Origin of the sequence: Pseudomonas poae, assembly GCF_001439785.1 — a bacterium.
GTDB classification, from domain to species: Bacteria; Pseudomonadota; Gammaproteobacteria; order Pseudomonadales; family Pseudomonadaceae; genus Aquipseudomonas; species Aquipseudomonas poae.
Map to the genome: position 1 here is coordinate 87,612 of NZ_JYLI01000007.1, position 17,477 is coordinate 105,088.

Here is a 17,477-nt window from a genome sequence, read left to right on the forward strand (position 1 = left end):
GCCCTGAGCCGTATCAGGTACACCGCGTTTTGCTGGATTGGGGGCGCTTCGCACCCCAACGCGGGGCAAGCCCGCTCGCCACACCAAGCCCGCTCGCCACAAAAAGCCTGCTCCCTACAACAGCCCGATTGCCACAACGCCCGCCTCACGGCACCAGTTCAGCCTTGCTCAAACCATACTCCCCCAGCGAATACAGCAGGGTCCCATACCCCAACTGATCGTACCCGCCGCTGTTGGGGCCGTAATCGCCGCCGCCGCCCTCGGGCTGGACCTTTTGCACGAACGCTTTCACATAGGGTGCATTCAGGCCCTTGAGCACCACGTAGTGGTTGTAGAGCAATTCCCAGATCGGACGGACTTCGCCACGCTTGTCGGGCGAGATCACCTTCTGCTTGAACGCGCTGTTGGTAAACGTGGTGAACGGCACCTCATGGTTCAGGTTGTACTTGGCCACATACTCGGCGCCTTGCAGCACGCGGTTGTTCTGGTAGCCGAACAGGTCGTCGCCCTGGCTCCAGGCCATCTGGCAGAAGCTGCCGAGCAGGGCGATGTCGAGCATGGTGTGGGCCTGGTCGCGGCCGCTTTCCTGGACCTGGCCCAGGCCCTCGGGGTAGAGCTTCCATACCGCGTGTTCGATAGCGCCGTTGCCGGCCCCGTGCTTGAAGTAGTCGACGGCTTCGTTATAGAGATCGCGCCGGTCGGTCAGCACGCCGATGGCCAGGATCGAGTTCATGTTGGCCAGGTCCCAGTTGGCCCAGTGGTGATCCGGCAGCATGCCGTCCTGGTGCACCAGAAAGTCATGGTTGATGGGGTAGAACACCGTGAGCATCATGTGTTGGAACCGATGAAAGTCTTCAGCCTTCCACTTCGGGTAGCCGCGCAGGATTTCCCCCGCATTGGCCAACTGGTAACCGTACAAGCCTGCCGCCAGGGACCTGCCGTTTTCGCCCTCGATGCCGGTGAGGGTGGACGCCCACTGGTCGAGGATACTCACGGCCTTGGCGGCATAGGCCGTATCACCCGAGATCTGCCAGCGCAGGGCCAGGGCATAGGCCGCGGCGGCATCGTTGAACAGTTTGTTGTAGTTGTTCGGGCCGTTCGCCGTGCGATAAACCACCGGCACCGGGTTGGCTTGCCAGGTCAGTGAGGCATGCTTGTTGTCGATCAACTTCTGCCAGCCCTCCAGCCAGGGATGGTTACGGTTGACGATTTTTTCGCGGATGCGCATGAAGTCCTGCTGGGTTTGCAGCAGGCCTGGATGCACGAACGCGCCGGTGTGCAGGGTGGAGGCGGGGGCGCCGAGGCTCACCGACAGCGCGCCGAGCAGCACGGCCCCTTTGGATAATTGCTGGATACCGCGCGTTGCCTTGAGCAGAACGTTCATCGTGTTGTCGTCTCCGTGGTTGGAATGCTGCGCTGTGTGAACAGCGCTACGTAAAGCACCGGGATCAGTCCCAGCGTGACCAGGGTGCCGAGCGCCAGGCCGCCCATCAGGGTGATTGCCATGCCTTCCCATAGCGGCCCGGCAAACAGCATCAGCGGGACGAGCCCGATGATGCAGGTCAGTTTGGTCATGACGATGGGGCGCAGGCGTTTGACGGCGGCATTCACCACCGCGTCGTGCACCGCCAGGCCGTCATGCAGTTCCGCTTCGATGCGTTCGAGCAGCAGCACCGCGTTGTTCACGATAATCCCCGCCAGTGACAGCAGACCGAAGGTGGCCATGAAGCCGAACGGGTAGCCGGTAATCAGCAACGCGACCGCCACGCCGATCAGCACGAAGGGGATCGCCGACACCACGATCAGCACTTTGCGCAGCGAATTGAATTGCCAGACAAACAGCAACAGCATGGCCACCAGCGCATGGGGCAGGTATTGCAGGAGCGCCTGGTTGGCCTCTGCCGAATCTTCAATCTCACCGCCCAGCTCAATCCGGTAGCCGGGCGGCAGGCGCAGGGCGGCCACTTGCGGCGCTAGCCGTTTGACGAGGGAGGTGGCCGTCAAGCCAGGGTTCTGCCCGACCACGGTGATTGCCCGCTCCTGATTGCGACGCACCAGGGTCGACGGCTCGCTGGACGCACGAATCTGTGCAATCGCCGTCAACGGCACGGGGGGCGATCCATCGGCCGGATACACCAGAATGCCGCGCAGGTCGGGCGCGGCCCCGCCCACTGGCGCCGGCTCGCGCACCACCAGCGGCACGCGGGTTTCACCGTCCTGCAGGGACGAAACCTGGAGGCCGCCAAAGTGCAATTGCAGGGCCTGGGCGATGGCTTGGGTGTCCACGCCAGCACGACGCGCGCCGGGCTGATCGACCTCGACGGTGTAGCGTGTGAGCCGCGTGCTCCAGTCGTTGCGCACGTCCAGGGTGCCCGGCACCTGCCGCAGGGCGGCTTCGATCTGTGCGGCAAGGGTGCGCAATACGTTTTCATCCGGGCCGATGATGCGATAGATCGCCACGCCAGCCTCGGTGGTGCCTAGGGAGAATCGCTTGGGCTCGGCGCGCAGCTCCGGGTGTTGCTTGAGCAAGTAGCGGCGCACGTTGGCGATCACCGCGTCGATGTCGCTGCCGGCCTTGACGCTGACGGTGAAGTACGCGGTTTCCGGCGCTGGCAGCGGTGGGTTGAGGCCCAGCACGATGCGCGGCCCGCCGTCGCCGACGTAGCCGATGCTGTCGACCACCGCCGGCTCCTTGCTCAGCCACAGGCTGATCTCGCGCACGCTTTGCAAGGTGTTGCGCGAACCGCTGCCCGGCTCCAGGGTGATCGGCACCTGAAACTGCAGGCGGTCCGACGGCGGCAAAAAGTCATAGGGCACGCGCATCAGCTCGAACACAGCGGCGGCCAGCAGCACCAGCATTGCCATCAGGAACAGCAGCTTGTGCCGCAACACCCGGCTGATCACGGCGCGATAGCCACGGTAAAAGCCGCTGTCGTAAGCCGCGTCCGCGGCCTCGTCGTGCGCGGCCCTGCTGAAATACAGGCACAGCAGCGGCGTTACCGTGATGCTCAGCAGCCACGAGCCGAGCAGCGTCAGCGCCAGCACGATGGCCAGCGAGCGCAGGTATTCGTTGGTGCTGGTCTGGCCCAGAAAGAACGGCGAGAACGCCAGCACGATCACCAGCGAGGACGTCAGCAACGGAATCGCCAGGGTGCGCCCGGCCTCCACGCAGGCCTGGCGCCGCGCCTCGCCGGCATGCAGGCGGCGTTCGATGTCCTCGGCGATCACGATGCCGTTGTCCACCAGCAATCCGAGGGCGAGGATGATGGCCGCCATCGACACCGTCTGCAGTTCGACCCCGAGCAGGCGCATGGCAATCAAGGTGCCGAGAATGGTCAACGGCACAATGGCGCCCACCACCAGCCCGGTGCGCCAGCCGAGAAACAGCATCACCACCGCCATCACGATGACCACTGTTTCGATCATCACGTGTTTCATCTTGCTCATCTGCTGAGCGACCACATCCGCCTGGAACGTCACCACGTGGGTGGCGAACCCCAGCGGCAATTGCTGTTCCAGTTGGGCCAGGCGACTGCGCAGCGCGGCGCCGAACTGCTGGATGTTCTGCCCGGCAGCCATGGACACCGCCAGCACCACCGCGTCCTGGCCCTGATAGATCGCGGCAGTCTGCGGCGGGTCGACGGCCATCACCGACACCTGGGCGATGGTGCCCAGCGCGACCGACCGCGTACTGCCGGCGGCGCCCGGCAACTGGATCGGCAACTGGCGCAGTTGCTCCACGCCGAGCAGTTCGCCAGTGACCGTGAGGGTGGTGCTCTGCCCGCCGATCTCGGCGACGCCGCCGGGCGCCAGCACGTTTTGTTGCTGCAACTGCTGGAACAGCTGCTGCGGCGACAGGCCCAATCCCGCCAGGCGCTGCGGGTTGAAGTCGATGGACAGTTGCTGCTCTTGCACGCCGTGCAACGTCACCTGGCCGATGCCGGGCAAGCCGCCCAATTGGTCGCGCAGGCGTTTGAGCGGCCCGCGCATCTCGCTCATGCTGTAGCCGGGCGCGGTGACGGCAATGGAGGCCACGGCGACGCGGCCGAAATTGTCATCCACAAAGGGACCCTGGGTGCCAGGCGGAAAACCCGCGCCGGCCTCGCTCGCCTTGTTGCGCACCTGCTGCCACAGCACGCCGAGGTCCTTGATGTCGTCGCGGGCGGTCACCTGAATGACCACGCTGCCGGGGTGGATCGTGGTGACGATGGTTTTGATCTGCGGCAATTCACGCAGTTTTTCTTCGGTGGGCCGCGCCAGCAGTTCTTCCACGCGCTCGCTGGGCAGCCCGGGAAACTGGATGCTCACCAGCGCATCGCGGATGGTCACCGACGGTTCCTCCTGGGTGGGGAAACCGAGGAAAGTGGCCACCCCCGCCAGCAGAATCAGCAGGGCGCTGAATAACGTCAGGCGGCTGCCATTCAAGGCATGCAGGGTCAGGTTGCTCATTGGGTGACGCTCAAGCGGCTGGAAGATTGCAGCAGGTTGACGGGCTGGCCGTCATCGAGAAATGCAACGCCGGTGGTCACCACCTGTTCGCCCTCCGCAAGGCCCGCGTCGATGGCAACGCGACCCTGGTCGATCAGGCCGATGCGGATGTCGCGCAACGCGACCTTGCCGTGGGCTGCGTCATACACGAATACCTGCACCCGCCCGGGGGCGGCGCCGATGCGCAGCGCCTGGGTTGCAATGCTCAGCGGCTGCGGGGCGCCACTGACCAACTTCACCGTGAGGTTCACGCCGCTGGGCAGCGCGAGGTCGCTGGCGAGCAGGCGAAAGCGTGCGCTTTGCACCACACCGTTCTGCGCGCGCATCGACAGGCCCTCCAGCACCAGCGGCAGGCTGGAGCCGGGCGCACTCGGGTCGGTGGCGACGGCGCGGTCTCCCGGTTTGAGGCCGATGGCCTGTTCCACCGGGATGGGTACGATGACCTGCGCGGCATCGGTGGCCTCCAGCTCCATCACTACCTGGCCCGGCGACAGCTCGCTGTACAACTGCGCCGTGCGCGCCACGATGCGACCGTTGAACGGCGCAATGAGCCGGCCCTGGCGCTGATCGCGGCGCAGCAGATCCAGCGCGGTTTCATCCGCCGCCTGTTGCGCGACGGCCGCTTGCCAGGCCGTTTCGGCTTGCTCCACGGCGCTGGCCGCGACGCTGCCCTGGGCAAACAGCTGTTGCTGGCGCAGCCGGTTGCGCTTGCGTTCGCCGGTCTGCGCGACGCTGGCGAACAGGGTGGCCTGGGCCTGTTTCAGGCGCAGTTGCACCACCGTGCTGTCCAGGCTTGCCAGGACCTGGCCCTGTTTCACGGCATCGCCCACATCGGCATTCAACGCCACCAGGCGTCCCGCGCTTTCGAAGGCCAGCTCGGCGCGCTGGCGCTGGCGCACCACGCCGGTCAGCGGCAGGCCGTCGGCGTCTGCTGCCTGCACGCGAGCGACTTTCACCGACCTCAAGGCTGGCTCCGGCAGCGGTTCTTCCCGTGAACAGGCCGCCATTGCCAGGCAGGTCAGGCCCAGCAACAGGTAATGGCCCCAGGGGCGAAGCGGGGAGGTGATCACGTTCATGGGGAAACCCTGTTTGCGGAGGAGGCCAACGGTGCGCCCGACAGCGCGCGATACAACGCCAGTCGGTTGAACGACACGGAGTAGGCGGCGCTGCGCAGCTGGAGCGTGGACTCGGCGAGGCGAATCGCGGCGACCGGCTGCTCCATCTGCGCCGCCGCGCCGACGGCAATCTGCTGCTCGACACGCTTTGCCTGCGCTGCCGTCAGGGCCGCCAGCTCGACCTGCGTGGCGGCATCGGCCAGCGCTTGCCGACGCTGGCTTAACAGGTCGGCGATGTCGCGGAAGGCGTCTTGCACGGTTTTTTCGTACTGGGCGACGGCCGCTTGTTGGCGCACGTGGGCCAGGTCAAGGTTGGCCTGGTTGCGCCCGCCGTCGAACAGCGGCAGGTTCAGTTGCGGCGTGAACAGCCAGGCGCCACTGCCGGAGGCGAACAGGCTGCTCAAGTGCGGGCTGGCGATGCCGGCACCGGTGCTCAGGGTGATCGACGGAAAGAACGCCGCACGCGCGGCACCGATGTTCGCATTGGCGGCGCGCAGCGCCTCTTCGCATTGGCGCACATCCAGGCGCTGCAACAGCCGTTGCGAGGGCAGGTCGACCAGCCATGCCGGGGTGCCCAGGTCCACCGAGGGATCGAGGGTGGCCTGCGTCGAAGGTGCAACCTGATAGCCGCTGACCCACGACAGCGCCTGCACCGCGCGTTCATGCTCGGCGCGCGCATCCTGCGCTTGCAGCGCGGCGCGGTGCACCTGCAGGCGCTGCGTGTCGACCGTGTCCTGGGCCACCAGGCCTGCCTGTTGCTGCCCGTCGAGCAGGTGCAGCAGCTGGTTCTGGTGGTCGAGGATGGACTGGGTGTCGAGCTGGATGCCGGCCTGCAAACGTTCCTGCAAATACAACCGCGCCACCTCGACGATCAAGGCCTTGCGCGCGGCCAGGGCGCCGTAGCGTGTGGCCAGGTAATCATGCCGGGCCGCGTCGGACAGGTTGCGGACACGGCCGAAAAAGTCCAGTTCGAAGTCCGAAATGCCCACGGACGCCACCGCGATGTCCTGCCCGTAGCGCTCGTCGGCGGCCTCGTCGTGCAGGTGCTGGCGGTTGCGTTGCAGCCCCAGGCCGACGGTGGGCAGGCGCGCTGCTCGGGACATGCCGTATTCGGCGCGCGCCTGTTCGACGCGCAAGATCGCCAGGCGCAGGTCGCGGTTGTAGGCCAGCGCCTGCTCAACCCGATGGGGCAACTGCGCCGACGCATCCAGTCCGGCCAGCAGCTGTGTTTCTTCGTCGGACAGCGGCTCCACGGCGGTTTGCGCGGTGGGCGCCGAGGCCGCCGAGGCCGCTGCCGGTGCGTGTGTCCAACTGCCCGGCACCGGCAGCGCCGGCGTCTGGTACGCGGGCGCCAGTGAACAGCCGGTCAGCACGCTGCTCAGCAGCAAAACCGCACAGAGGCGTTCAGGCAGCTTGATAGGCTTGGACAGCGGTGCGGTGGTCGGCATAGCATCGGTTCGCGAAAGTCGGTGTAGGGCGATACTGACAGCGGACTTTCAATAAACCGTTCGTGAATTATCAAGGTTTCATCAAGAGGCTTCTTTGTGTCAGGAAAACGTATCCTCATCGTCGAAGACGACGCCGACAGCGCCAATATTCTCGAAGCCTACCTGCGCCGCGACGGCTTTGAAGTGGCCCTGGCCGAGGATGGTCGACGCGCGCTCGAACTGCACAAAAGCTGGCAACCGGACCTGATACTGCTCGACGTGATGCTGCCGTACCTGAGCGGCACCGACGTGTTGTCCGCCGTGCGCCGCAGCAGCGACACGCCGGTGATCATGGTCACGGCCATGGGCGACGAACCGGAAAAACTCGGCGCCCTGCGCTATGGCGCCGACGACTACGTGGTCAAGCCCTACAGCCCGCGCGAGGTGGTGGCGCGGGTGCATGCGGTGCTGCGCCGTACCGGCGCCAGCCAGCCGCTGGAGCAGGTGTTGCGTCATCAGAACCTGTTGGTGGACCTGGGCGCCTTCACCGCCGCGATAGAACAGCGCGATGCGCCGCCACAGTGGCTGGACCTGACGCCCACCGAATTCAAGTTGCTGGCGACCCTGCTCAAGACCCCGTCCAAGGCCTTCACCCGCGACGAGCTGCTGGAAATCTGCCTGCCCGACAGCGAGGCGCTGGCCCGCGTGGTCGATGCCCACGTGCATAACCTGCGGCGCAAGCTGGAAAGCCATGGCATCGCCGGCGTGCTGGTGACGGTGCGCTCCATTGGCTATCGGTTCCGGTAATCGCCATGACCCAGACCTCTCGCGTCAACGACAAGCCCCTGTGGCGCTGGGTGGGCATGCGCATGAGCCTGCTGGCGATTGGCGCGGTGGTGGTGATCGCGCTGTGCATGTGGATCAACTTCTGGGTGTCGGACTGGTATTTTATCCAGCATCTGCCACCCCAGGCGCGCGAGGAATTGCTGCAACTGCGCGCCGAGCCGCAACTCAACGAGGTGCGCTTGCGTCAGCTGGTGGCTGAATATTACCCGGTGGAGTTCTTCCAGCCGGACATCGCCAATCGCGACTGGTTGATTCTTGCCGGCCTGGTGCTGGCGACCATTCCGGTGATCATTTTCTTTGGGCTGTGGTTTTCGCGGCCCTTGTCCAGCCAGTTCTCGGCGATTGCCCAGGGGGCGCAACGGGTCGCCGGTGGGGATTTTCTGACGCGCCTGCCGATCCAGCCGCACACGCCGGACGAGCTGCGGCGCCTGATCGGCGACTTCAACAGCATGACCACCCAGTTGCAGCGCTACGAGCGCGATGTGCGCGAGTCCAGCGCGGTGATCGCCCACGAACTGCGCACCCCGCTGAACGCCGCCATGGGCCGCGTCCAGGGCATGCTCGATGAGGTGTTCCCCAGCGATGCGGTGCAACTGAGCATGGTCAAGCGCCAGCTTGATCAATTGCGCAAACTGGTGGATGACCTGCACCTGTTGTCGATGGCCAGGGCCGGCCGGTTGGTGCTCGAACGCAGCGATTTCTCGCTGGCGGCGCTGGTGAGCGAACGCCTGGCGTGGTTCCAGCCGCAACTGGACGAGGCCGCCATCGCGACCCAAGTCAACATTGCCCCGGCGCTGTCGATCAACGCCGATCGCGACCGTCTGGGCCAGGTGCTCAATATCCTCATCGACAACCTGCTGCGCTACGCGGCCAGTGGCGGCGAGTTGACCATCACCGCGCGGCAGGTCCAGGCGCACATCGTGATCGAGATCGGAGATCGAGGGCCGGGCATCGAAGCCGAGCATCTGGACAGCGTATTCGATCGATTCTGGCGCGCGGAGCACTCCCGCGCACGTTACTCGGGCGGCAGCGGGCTGGGCCTGTCCATCGCCCGCGCGATCTGCCAGGCCCATCGCGGGTCGATCACCGCCAGCCACCGCGATGGGGGCGGCACGCTGATCAGGGCAGAGTTTGTGCTGTAGCGAGCGGCCATATATCTATGTGTAGATAACTATTTAAATATAGGTAAATATACCGTCGGTGGCGCTCATCCGAGCGCCTGCGCAGCATCGACGGAGCACGGGCATGGCGAATGAACATCAACGACTGCAGCGCATTCTTCTCACCAATGACGACGGCATCGATGCCCCCGGCCTCAAGGTGCTGGAGCGTATCGCCTGGCAACTGGCGGATGAAGTCTGGGTGGTCGCGCCATTGCTCGACCAGAGCGGCACTTCCCACTCCGTGAGTCTGCACGCGCCGTTGCGCATGAGCTCCCACGGCGTGCGGCGGTTCGCTGTCACCGGCACGCCGGGTGATTGCATTGCGCTGGCGCTGGGGCATCTGCTCAGCCACGACAAGCCGGACCTGATCCTGTCAGGCGTCAATCGAGGGGCCAACCTGGGCACGGAAACCGTATTCTCCGGCACCGTTGGCGCAGCGATGACGGCTCTGTTGTTCGGCATTCCGTCCATCGCCTTGAGCCAAGGCTTCATCGACCGCAGCGCTGTGCCGTGGGTCAACGCGCTCCACCATGGGCCGCAGGTGATTGCGCAACTGCTGGCCGTGGGATGGCCGCGCGAGGTGTGCCTGAACGTGAATTTCCCCGGCTGCGCGCCCGAGGCGGTGCTGCCGCTGAAAATCACCCGCCAGGGCAGGGGCCGTCTGCAAGGCTTGAGTGTGCGCTCGGCCCATGACCCGCGCGGCCTGCAATACCACTGGCTACAACTGCAACGGCATGCCGAAGCCGATGCGCCGGGCACGGAAACGTTCGAGCATGTGGCCGGGCATATCACCGCCACACCGTTGCGGTTCGAGCGCACTGACACCGGGGCGAGCATGCTGGCGCAGCGATTGATTCAGGACTGCGCGGAACCGCTGTAACGGCTGAGCTTTTCCATCAGCAGCCCGGCGGCCTCCAACTGCTCGCGTTCACTGACGCTCAGGCAGGCTTGCACCGCCTCGGCCAGCCATTCGTCCCGGCGTGCACGGCTGGCCTGCAACACCTCGCGACCTGCTGCCGACAAGCCGATCCAGCTGCGTCTGCGGTCCTCGGTGTCGGGTGTGCGGGTGATCAGGTCCCGCGCCTCAAGATCCTTCAGCAGGGCCGCCAGGTTGGACGAGCGTATATTTTCCGCCTCGGCGATTTTCGAGGGCGTGGCCATGCCGTCCATGTGATCGATTGCGCTCAACACCAACATCTGCGACCACGTCTCGGGATGATTCTGCGCTTGCTGGCGCAAGCGTTTGTTCAAGTGCGTGAAGCGCCCGCGAAATAACGAAATATCCATGCAACGACACCTTGGAAAAAACCTGGGTGATTGTAGCCAAATCGGCCGCAGCGCGTTGGGGTTTGGCCGTGCTCTTTCGATGACTTAATGATGAGTTATAACACGCGTTATATACGGATGATTATGCGTAGTTGCTCAAGGCCATCAACTTGCCATGTATTAAGTAGTGGCCTTTGACTCCTTAAATAATTATTCATAATTCAAGTTTCAAGTTCTGTGTTAAACCTTGTTTTGCACTAGTAACGCTCTTCGCCTGAATGCCATTTATCATTCGAAGTGCACGTGCGACTTGAATTCACTTATCGCTTGTCACTTAAGCGTCAGTAAAAGGACATCAACATGAAACCTGCGAATCACACACCCACACGCTGGACCCGGGCTGATGCGCTGAAAGTCAATGAAAATGACCCGACTACCACGCAACCGTTAGTACGGCCTGACTTCCCCGTCATGAGTGACACCGTGTTTATCTGGGACACCATGCCCCTGCGCGACCTCGACGGCGCGGTGGTTTCCGTCGATGGCTGGTCGGTGATCTTCACGCTTACCGCTGACCGCCGCCCCCACGACCCGCAATTCATCAATGCCGACGGGCGCTATGACATCAAGCGTGACTGGGAGGATCGACACGGGCACGCGCGCATCTGCTACTGGTATTCACGTACCGGCAAGGACTGGATTTTCGGCGGCCGTGTGATGGCTGAAGGCGTGTCGCCCACCACGCGAGAATGGGCAGGCACGCCTATTCTGTTAAATAACAACGGTGATATCGATCTGTATTACACCTGCGTTACGCCCGGCGCGACGATTGCCAAGGTAAAGGGCCAGATCGTGACAAGTGAAGACGGCGTGCAACTTATAAACTTCAATACAGTGACGTCGTTATTTTCGGCGGACGGCACTTACTATCAAACCGAATCACAAAATGCGACTTGGAACTTTCGTGACCCCAGCCCGTTTATCGATCCCAACGACGGCAAGTTATATATGGTGTTCGAGGGTAATGTCGCGGGCGAGCGCGGCACCCATGCGGTCGGCCCGGAAGAAGTGGGCCTGGTCCCGCCAGGGCACGAAGATGTCGGCGGCGCGCGTTATCAAGTGGGCTGCATCGGCATCGCCGTGGCCAAGGACCTGAGCGGCGAGGAATGGGAAATACTGCCGCCCCTGGTGACGGCCGTCGGCGTCAACGACCAGACCGAGCGCCCGCACTATGTGTTTCAGGACAATAAATATTACCTGTTCACCATCAGCCACAAGTTCACCTACGCCGACGGCGTGACCGGCCCGGATGGCGTGTACGGCTTTGTCAGCGAACACCTGTTCGGCCCGTACCGTCCGATGAACGCGTCCGGGCTGGTGCTGGGCAATCCACCCGCGCAGCCGTTTCAGACCTACTCACATTGCGTGATGCCCAATGGTCTGGTGACCTCGTTCATCGACAGCGTGCCCACCGAGAACGGCGACTTCCGCATCGGCGGCACTGAAGCGCCCACGGTCAGAATCGAGCTGCACGGCGACCGCTCGTTTGTGCGCGAGGCCTATGACTACGGCTATATTCCGCCGATGCGCGATGTCGTACTGAGCTGAGGCCGCAAGCCGCTTGCCTGCGCCTGGCAGGCAAGCGGCTTGATCGTTCAGTGACCTTCCAACCGAAAAAATGAACCCCCGCGCGTCCTTCAGAACCTAAATGAACATGACCTGAAGGAGGTGCACCATGCAAAACACCTATCTGTGGATTTTCCTGGCCGTTATCGCGCTGTTGCTCGACCTGTGGGTGATCAACAGCGTCTGGCGCAGCGACAAGGCGTCGGGCAGCAAGGCCGGCTGGACGGCGTTGGTGGTGCTGCTGCCATTCGTCGGCGCGGCCATCTGGGGCGTCGCCGGCCCGCGCGGCGTGGCCAAGGCGCCGTCCTCGCCGGAACACAGCAAGGGATGACCCCATGGCGCGGCCCGACCACAGCGACCTGCACAACCGCCACTACCCGGTCGAGGAAGACATGGCCCTGCAACGCCGGGTCTGGCGCTTTGAGCGCATCGGCTGGTACGCGCTGTTGCTGTTGATCGGCCTGAGCTTGGCCGGCCTGTTTTCCAAGGGCCCCTTGAGCAATGCCCAGGCACGCAGTGCCGATGGGCACCTGTGGGTCGAATACCAGCGCTTCATGCGCAATGGCGCCTCCGATGCGCTGATCATCCACCTGCAGGGCAAACCCGGTAAGCCCCTTGAAGTGGCGATCGAGGGGGAGCTGCTCAACGGTTTCAACGTTGAAATGCTGCAGCCCCAACCGCTCAAGGCCAGCACGGCGGGCGAGGGAGTCAGGCTGTGGGCGCTCAGCGACACCGATGGGCGGGCCGCGCTGCATGTGACCCTGCGCAGCGACGGCGTGGGCCGTTTTGCCACACGCGTGACATCGACGAACGGCGCGTCCGTGCAGTTCTCACAATTTATTTATCCCTGAGGGGGCATCATGGATTCGGTGCTGCGCGCAGCCGCGATCTACCTGGCGTTGATGGTGCTGTTCAAGATCGCCGGCAGGCGCTCGCTTGCCGAACTCACCACCTTTGACCTGGTGTTGCTGATGGTCATCGGCGAAGCCACCCAGCAGGCGCTGCTGGGCGATGATTTTTCGCTGACCAATGCACTGCTGGTCATCGCCACGTTAATCGCCATCGATATCGGGTTGTCCCTGATCAAGCAACGCTCGCGCTGGTTTTCGCGGTTGCTTGATGGCGGGCCGACCATCGTGGTCGAGAACGGTCAACTGCTGCACGAACGGCTCAAGCGGGCGCGCCTGGATGAAGGCGATATTCTGGAAGCCGCGCGTTCCGCCCAGGGCATCGTTGAGATCAGGCAGATCAAGTTCGCCATTCTTGAGCGCAATGGCAAACTGTCGGTGATCCCCTATGAATAACGCTATCGATGCGAGCGACACAGCTTTTCAATTACCTTGATCAGCGCGTCATGGGCCACCGGTTTGCTGACATGGGTATCAAAGCCCGACTCGGCGGTTTTCTTCTGATCGTTGCCGGCACCGTAGCCGGTCAGGGCGATGGCTGGCACCCGCCGCAGATGGCCGATCGTGCGCAGCTTTTGCATCAGCTCATGGCCATTCATCTTCGGCATGCCGATGTCTGAAATGATCAGGTCGTAACGGGTGTCGCGCGCCGTTTCCAGGGCGACCAGCGGATCACTGAACGCGCTGACCTGGGCACCTTCCATGTCCAGCAGCATGTTCAGCACTTCAAGCACTTCCTCGGAATCATCCACCAGCAGCACCTTGACGCCGTTGAGGCGCTCGTTCTCGCTCTGGCCGGCGGCAGGGTTCGGCAGTGGCGCCTGCTCTTCGCACAGCGGCAGCATAATCGAGAAGGTGCAGCCAAGGCCCAGGCCTGGGGAGTGCACATTGACCGAACCGCCGTGGGCCTCCACCAACTGACGAACCAGAGACAAGCCAATGCCCAGACCTTCGCGCTGATGGGCCTGATGCTGGTTGTCGGCTTGCCCGAACAGATCGAAGATTTTCTCCAGGCTGTCTTCGGCGAGCCCCGCGCCGCTGTCGATCACATCCAACTGCACGCACCGGTCCGTGCGGCTGATCACCAGCTGCACCTGCCCGTCCTGCGAGGTGAACTTGAGCGCGTTGTTGACCAGGTTCCAGATCACCTGCTCGATGCGTGTAGGGTCGTCGTCGACGAACAGCGGTTCGGCCGGCGAAGGCAGTTGCAGGGTGACCTGGCAATGATGCCCGTCGGCCACGATCACCCGGTGAATATCCTCAAGCGTGCGGATCAGGTCGATCCGTTGTTTTTTCAGTTTGAGCTTGCCGGTGCGCACCCGGGCTACGTCCAGCAGGTCGTCGATGATGCGCGCCTGGCTCGATACCGCCTCGCAGATGGTGTTCACCGCCTTGATTGCCGGCGCTGCGGCCTTGGTCGCGGGCAGGCGCCGCAGCAGCTCGGCGTGCAGCTGGATCAGGTTCAACGGGTGCTTGAGCTCGTGGGACATCACCGCAAAGAACTCATCCTTGAGGTGACTGCTGGTCTGGGTTTCCATCAGCCGCTGGCTCTGCTCATCCTGAGTACGCTTGTGGCCGGTGAGGTCGCGGGCAATCTTGACGTAGCCCTGCAGGCTGGCGCTCTTGAGCAGGGTGACTTCACCGCTGCAATAAAACCGGCTGCCATCCTTGCGCACATGCCAGCGCTCGTCCTCGCCGCGCCCGTGTTCGCGAGCGGCACGCAGCTCATCTTCCGGCACACCGGTGGTGCGGTCCTCCGGCGAAAAGATCAGGTCGTAATAAGCGCCGAGCACTTCATCCTTGGTGTAGCCGAAGATCAGCTCGGCACCGGTGTTCCAGTCGGTGATGGCGCCATGGTTATCCAGAATGATGATGGCAAAGTCATGAGTGCTTTCGGCCACCAGACGCATGCGCTCTTCGCCCAGGCGCAGTTCATCCTCGGCCTGGCGTCGCTTGGTGATGTCGATAAACGTCAGCACCGTGCCGTCGATGTGATCTTCGCTGGAGCGGTAGGGCAGCAACCGCGCGATGTACCAGCGCTGGTCGTTGCTGCTGACCTCCCGTTCGATCAGGCTGAGGGACTCAAATACCGTCGTGGCGTCCTCGGTGATCTGCGGGTAATCGAGGCGGTGCGTGATATCCATCAGCGAGCGTCCGGTGTCCACCGGCAGCATGCTGAAAATATCGGTGGCGCGCGGGGTGAACCAGCGGATGCGCATGTTGCGGTCGACGAACACCGTGGCAATGTCGGTGGAGGCAATCAGGTTGGTCAGGTAGTCGTTGACCTTGTCGGTTTCCTCGACCTTGGTCTTGAGTTCGTAATTGACCGTCAACAATTCTTCATTGATCGATTGCAGCTCTTCCTTGCTGGTTTCCAGCTCCTCGGTGGCTGACCGCAGTTCCTCGTTGACCGCCTGCATTTCCTCGTTGGAAGCCTTGAGTTCCTCGCTGGAGACTTCCGCCTGTTCGATGGTGTCCTGAAGGTGCAGCTTGGTGCGTTGCAGCTCTCGCTCCAGGTTGCTCAGGATGGCATGCTCGGCCTGGTTCACAGCGCTTGCGTCGGCGTACTGCGGGTCGGCGGCGGTTTCCTGGAAAATCACCAGCACGTAGTCGCTTTCGGTGGCGTCGTCGCGATAGGGCTGGGCGGTGATGTCCACCAGGAAGCGGCCGTTGTCGCGCTGGATCTGCACCTTGCGCGAGGTCACGGCGGTATTCGATTGCTGGACCTGGAACACGGTGGTGCGGATGTCCAGGCGCAGGTCGGGATGCACCAGTGCCAGCAGGTTATGGGTGACATTACCGGCCACGTAGCGCAGGAAGCGTCCCGCGCCTTCGCTGATGTGCAGGATATCGCCCTGTATATCCACGATCACGCTGGGCGGGGCGGCCTTTTCGAGGGCGCGCAGGTGGATATCCGCGAACGAAATCTTGTTCGGCGCCTTGCTTTCACTCACCGCTTGCGGGGTGCTCGGGCGCAGGAAGCCGCTGCGCGGCATGGTGGGCGCGCGGCGCGCTGCGGAGGAACCGGCGCGCACACGGAAGATGCGGTTGCGCTTGTCCACCGGTACAAACAGGTCCAGGCAGCCGTCAGCCGATTCGGACGAGCCCAAAAACAGATAACCGCCGGGGCGCAGGGCGAAGTGGAACATTTGCAGGATGTCGCGCTGCACCTCGCGGTCGAGGTAGATCAGCAGGTTGCGGCATACGATCAGGTCGATCTGGGAAAACGGCGGGTCGGTGAGGAGGCTGTGCTTGGCGAACAGCACCTTCTCGCGGATTTCCTTGCGCACCCGATAGTGCTGGTTTTTTTCCTTGGCGAAGTACTGGCGCAGGCGTGACGGCGGCACGTCAGTGATGATCGCTTCGGGGTATACACCGTTGCGACCGTGGGTGATTGCGCGCTCATCGATATCGGTGGCGAACACCTGCATCTTGGCGCCGCTGGCATCCAGCGCCAGCTGTTCATTGACCAGCATCGCCAGGCTGTAGGCTTCCTCGCCGGTGGAGCAGCCAGCGGACCACACGCGCACTTCCTGGCGATGGGGCACACTGTCTTCCAGGGACTTGACCAGGTTGGGAATCACGTCACGCTCAAGCGCCTCGAACGCTTCGCGGTCACGAAAGAAGTTGGTGACGCCGATCAGCATGTCGCCGAGCAAGGCCTTGGTTTCTTCCGGGTGTGACTGGAGAAATGCGTAGTAGCTGGTCAGGTCCGGTTGGGCTGTGACCTGCAGGCGCCGCTCGATACGCCGCAACACGGTGGCGCGCTTGTAATGTTTGAAGTCGTGCCCGGTACTGGCACGCAGTTGCACCAGAATGTCCAGCAGCACCTGTTCCGCCACGGCGGCATCGCGCTCCGTCGCCGGCGGGACGGCAGGAATCTCAAGATCATGGATGGGCAGGGTGATCGACTGCGCGTTCTGCCACAGGTCCAACAGCTTTTGCGGCATCTCCACCACCGGCAGCACCAGGTCGACCATCTGCGTTTCGATCGCTGCCAGGGGCATGCCGTCGAACTCGGCATCTTCCGGGGTTTGCACCAGCGTGATGCCCCCTTGTTCCTTGATTCGCGAAAGCCCCACCGCGCCGTCCGAGCCGGTACCCGACAGGATCAGGCAAAACGCGCGGGCTTTATGCGCGTCGGCCAGATCGCGGAAAAACAGGTCGATGGCCGTATGCGTTCCGCCTTCGCGCACGGATGGCGAGACTCTCAGGTAGCCATCATTCATCAGCAAATGCTGGGCGGGCGAAATCACATAGACGTGATTTTTTTCGATGGGGGTGGCATCGGTGACCTGCTTGACCGGCATGCCAGTGGAGGTCTGGATGATGGTGTCCGCCACGCTTTGGTGATCGGGGGACAGGTGCAGGATCACCACGAATGCCATGCCGCTGTCCTTGGGCATGTGCTCGAAAAACGCCTTTACCGCTTGCAGTCCGCCTGCCGACGCACCGATACCCACCACCGGGAAAGTCAGATGACTAGGGGACACATCCTTGCGTTGCGGAACGTCGGGCGACCGCGGGGAGGCAGACTTCATAAATACCAACCTTGGTTAACTGCGCACGAAAGGAACGTGTGCAGGGCACGCATTCGATCGAGGGGAAGCGTTGAACGGGAAACGAAATATAACTGAA

The 17,477-nt window shown here is 63.2% G+C and carries 13 protein-coding genes; 7 read left to right on the forward strand and 6 right to left on the reverse strand.

Going from position 1 to position 17,477, the window contains the following annotated elements; translation table 11 throughout:
• Positions 1 to 145 precede the first annotated feature (145 nt).
• The 4 genes from TU75_RS10485 to TU75_RS10500 are packed head-to-tail and all read right to left on the reverse strand — an operon-like array spanning position 146 to position 7,051.
• The gene (locus tag TU75_RS10485; RefSeq protein ID WP_015371789.1) at positions 146 to 1,384 is read right to left on the reverse strand and encodes an alginate lyase family protein; all 1,239 of its coding nucleotides are present in this window, start codon (positions 1,382 to 1,384) and stop codon (positions 146 to 148) included.
• Complete coding sequence (locus tag TU75_RS10490) at positions 1,381 to 4,449, reverse strand: efflux RND transporter permease subunit (RefSeq protein WP_060548889.1); 3,069 nt, start codon at positions 4,447 to 4,449, stop codon at positions 1,381 to 1,383. The genes TU75_RS10485 and TU75_RS10490 overlap by 4 nt, the downstream gene beginning before the upstream one ends.
• On the reverse strand, positions 4,446 to 5,564 hold the full coding sequence (locus TU75_RS10495) for an efflux RND transporter periplasmic adaptor subunit (RefSeq protein ID WP_060548890.1): 1,119 nt from the start codon (positions 5,562 to 5,564) through the stop codon (positions 4,446 to 4,448). Before TU75_RS10495 ends, TU75_RS10490 begins: the two co-directional genes overlap by 4 nt.
• The gene (locus tag TU75_RS10500) at positions 5,561 to 7,051 is read right to left on the reverse strand and encodes an efflux transporter outer membrane subunit (RefSeq protein WP_060548891.1); all 1,491 of its coding nucleotides are present in this window, start codon (positions 7,049 to 7,051) and stop codon (positions 5,561 to 5,563) included. The genes TU75_RS10495 and TU75_RS10500 overlap by 4 nt, the downstream gene beginning before the upstream one ends.
• A gap of 96 nt (positions 7,052 to 7,147) precedes the next feature.
• On the opposite strand from TU75_RS10500, the gene TU75_RS10505 reads away from it, so the two are divergent.
• The 3 genes from TU75_RS10505 (at position 7,148) to surE (ending at position 9,919) form a co-directional block, all read left to right on the forward strand.
• Positions 7,148 to 7,837, forward strand: a complete 690-nt coding sequence (locus TU75_RS10505) for a response regulator (protein WP_060548892.1) — start codon at positions 7,148 to 7,150, stop codon at positions 7,835 to 7,837.
• 5 nt (positions 7,838 to 7,842) lie between these two features.
• A complete protein-coding gene (locus tag TU75_RS10510) occupies positions 7,843 to 9,018 on the forward strand; it encodes a sensor histidine kinase (RefSeq protein ID WP_060548893.1) in 1,176 nt (391 codons plus the stop codon).
• Positions 9,019 to 9,121: 103 nt separating this feature from the next.
• Entirely contained in the window at positions 9,122 to 9,919 is a 798-nt protein-coding gene (gene surE / locus TU75_RS10515) for a 5'/3'-nucleotidase SurE (protein WP_060548894.1), read from the forward strand.
• On the opposite strand, the gene TU75_RS10520 is transcribed toward surE, so the two are convergent.
• Positions 9,895 to 10,326 carry a MarR family winged helix-turn-helix transcriptional regulator gene (locus TU75_RS10520; RefSeq protein ID WP_015371794.1) on the reverse strand — a complete coding sequence of 144 codons (432 nt, stop codon included), beginning with the start codon at positions 10,324 to 10,326 and terminating at the stop codon, positions 9,895 to 9,897. The genes surE and TU75_RS10520 overlap by 25 nt on opposite strands.
• Before the next feature lie 339 nt (positions 10,327 to 10,665).
• Between TU75_RS10520 and TU75_RS10525 the strand changes: the two genes are divergently transcribed.
• The 4 genes from TU75_RS10525 (at position 10,666) to TU75_RS10540 (ending at position 13,235) form a co-directional block, all read left to right on the forward strand.
• The gene (locus TU75_RS10525) at positions 10,666 to 11,913 is read left to right on the forward strand and encodes a glycoside hydrolase family 68 protein (RefSeq protein WP_003235678.1); all 1,248 of its coding nucleotides are present in this window, start codon (positions 10,666 to 10,668) and stop codon (positions 11,911 to 11,913) included.
• A gap of 127 nt (positions 11,914 to 12,040) precedes the next feature.
• Positions 12,041 to 12,262 carry a PLD nuclease N-terminal domain-containing protein gene (locus TU75_RS10530; protein ID WP_060548895.1) on the forward strand — a complete coding sequence of 74 codons (222 nt, stop codon included), beginning with the start codon at positions 12,041 to 12,043 and terminating at the stop codon, positions 12,260 to 12,262.
• 4 nt (positions 12,263 to 12,266) lie between these two features.
• Entirely contained in the window at positions 12,267 to 12,782 is a 516-nt protein-coding gene (locus TU75_RS10535) for a hypothetical protein (protein WP_060548896.1), read from the forward strand.
• Positions 12,783 to 12,791: 9 nt separating this feature from the next.
• Positions 12,792 to 13,235 (forward strand): DUF421 domain-containing protein, encoded by a 444-nt coding sequence (locus TU75_RS10540; protein ID WP_060548897.1) that lies wholly within the window; start codon positions 12,792 to 12,794, stop codon positions 13,233 to 13,235.
• 2 nt (positions 13,236 to 13,237) lie between these two features.
• Here the strand turns inward: TU75_RS10540 and TU75_RS10545 are convergent, their stop codons facing one another.
• A complete protein-coding gene (locus tag TU75_RS10545) occupies positions 13,238 to 17,380 on the reverse strand; it encodes a CheR family methyltransferase (protein WP_060548898.1) in 4,143 nt (1,380 codons plus the stop codon).
• Between the last annotated feature and the right edge of the window lie 97 nt (positions 17,381 to 17,477).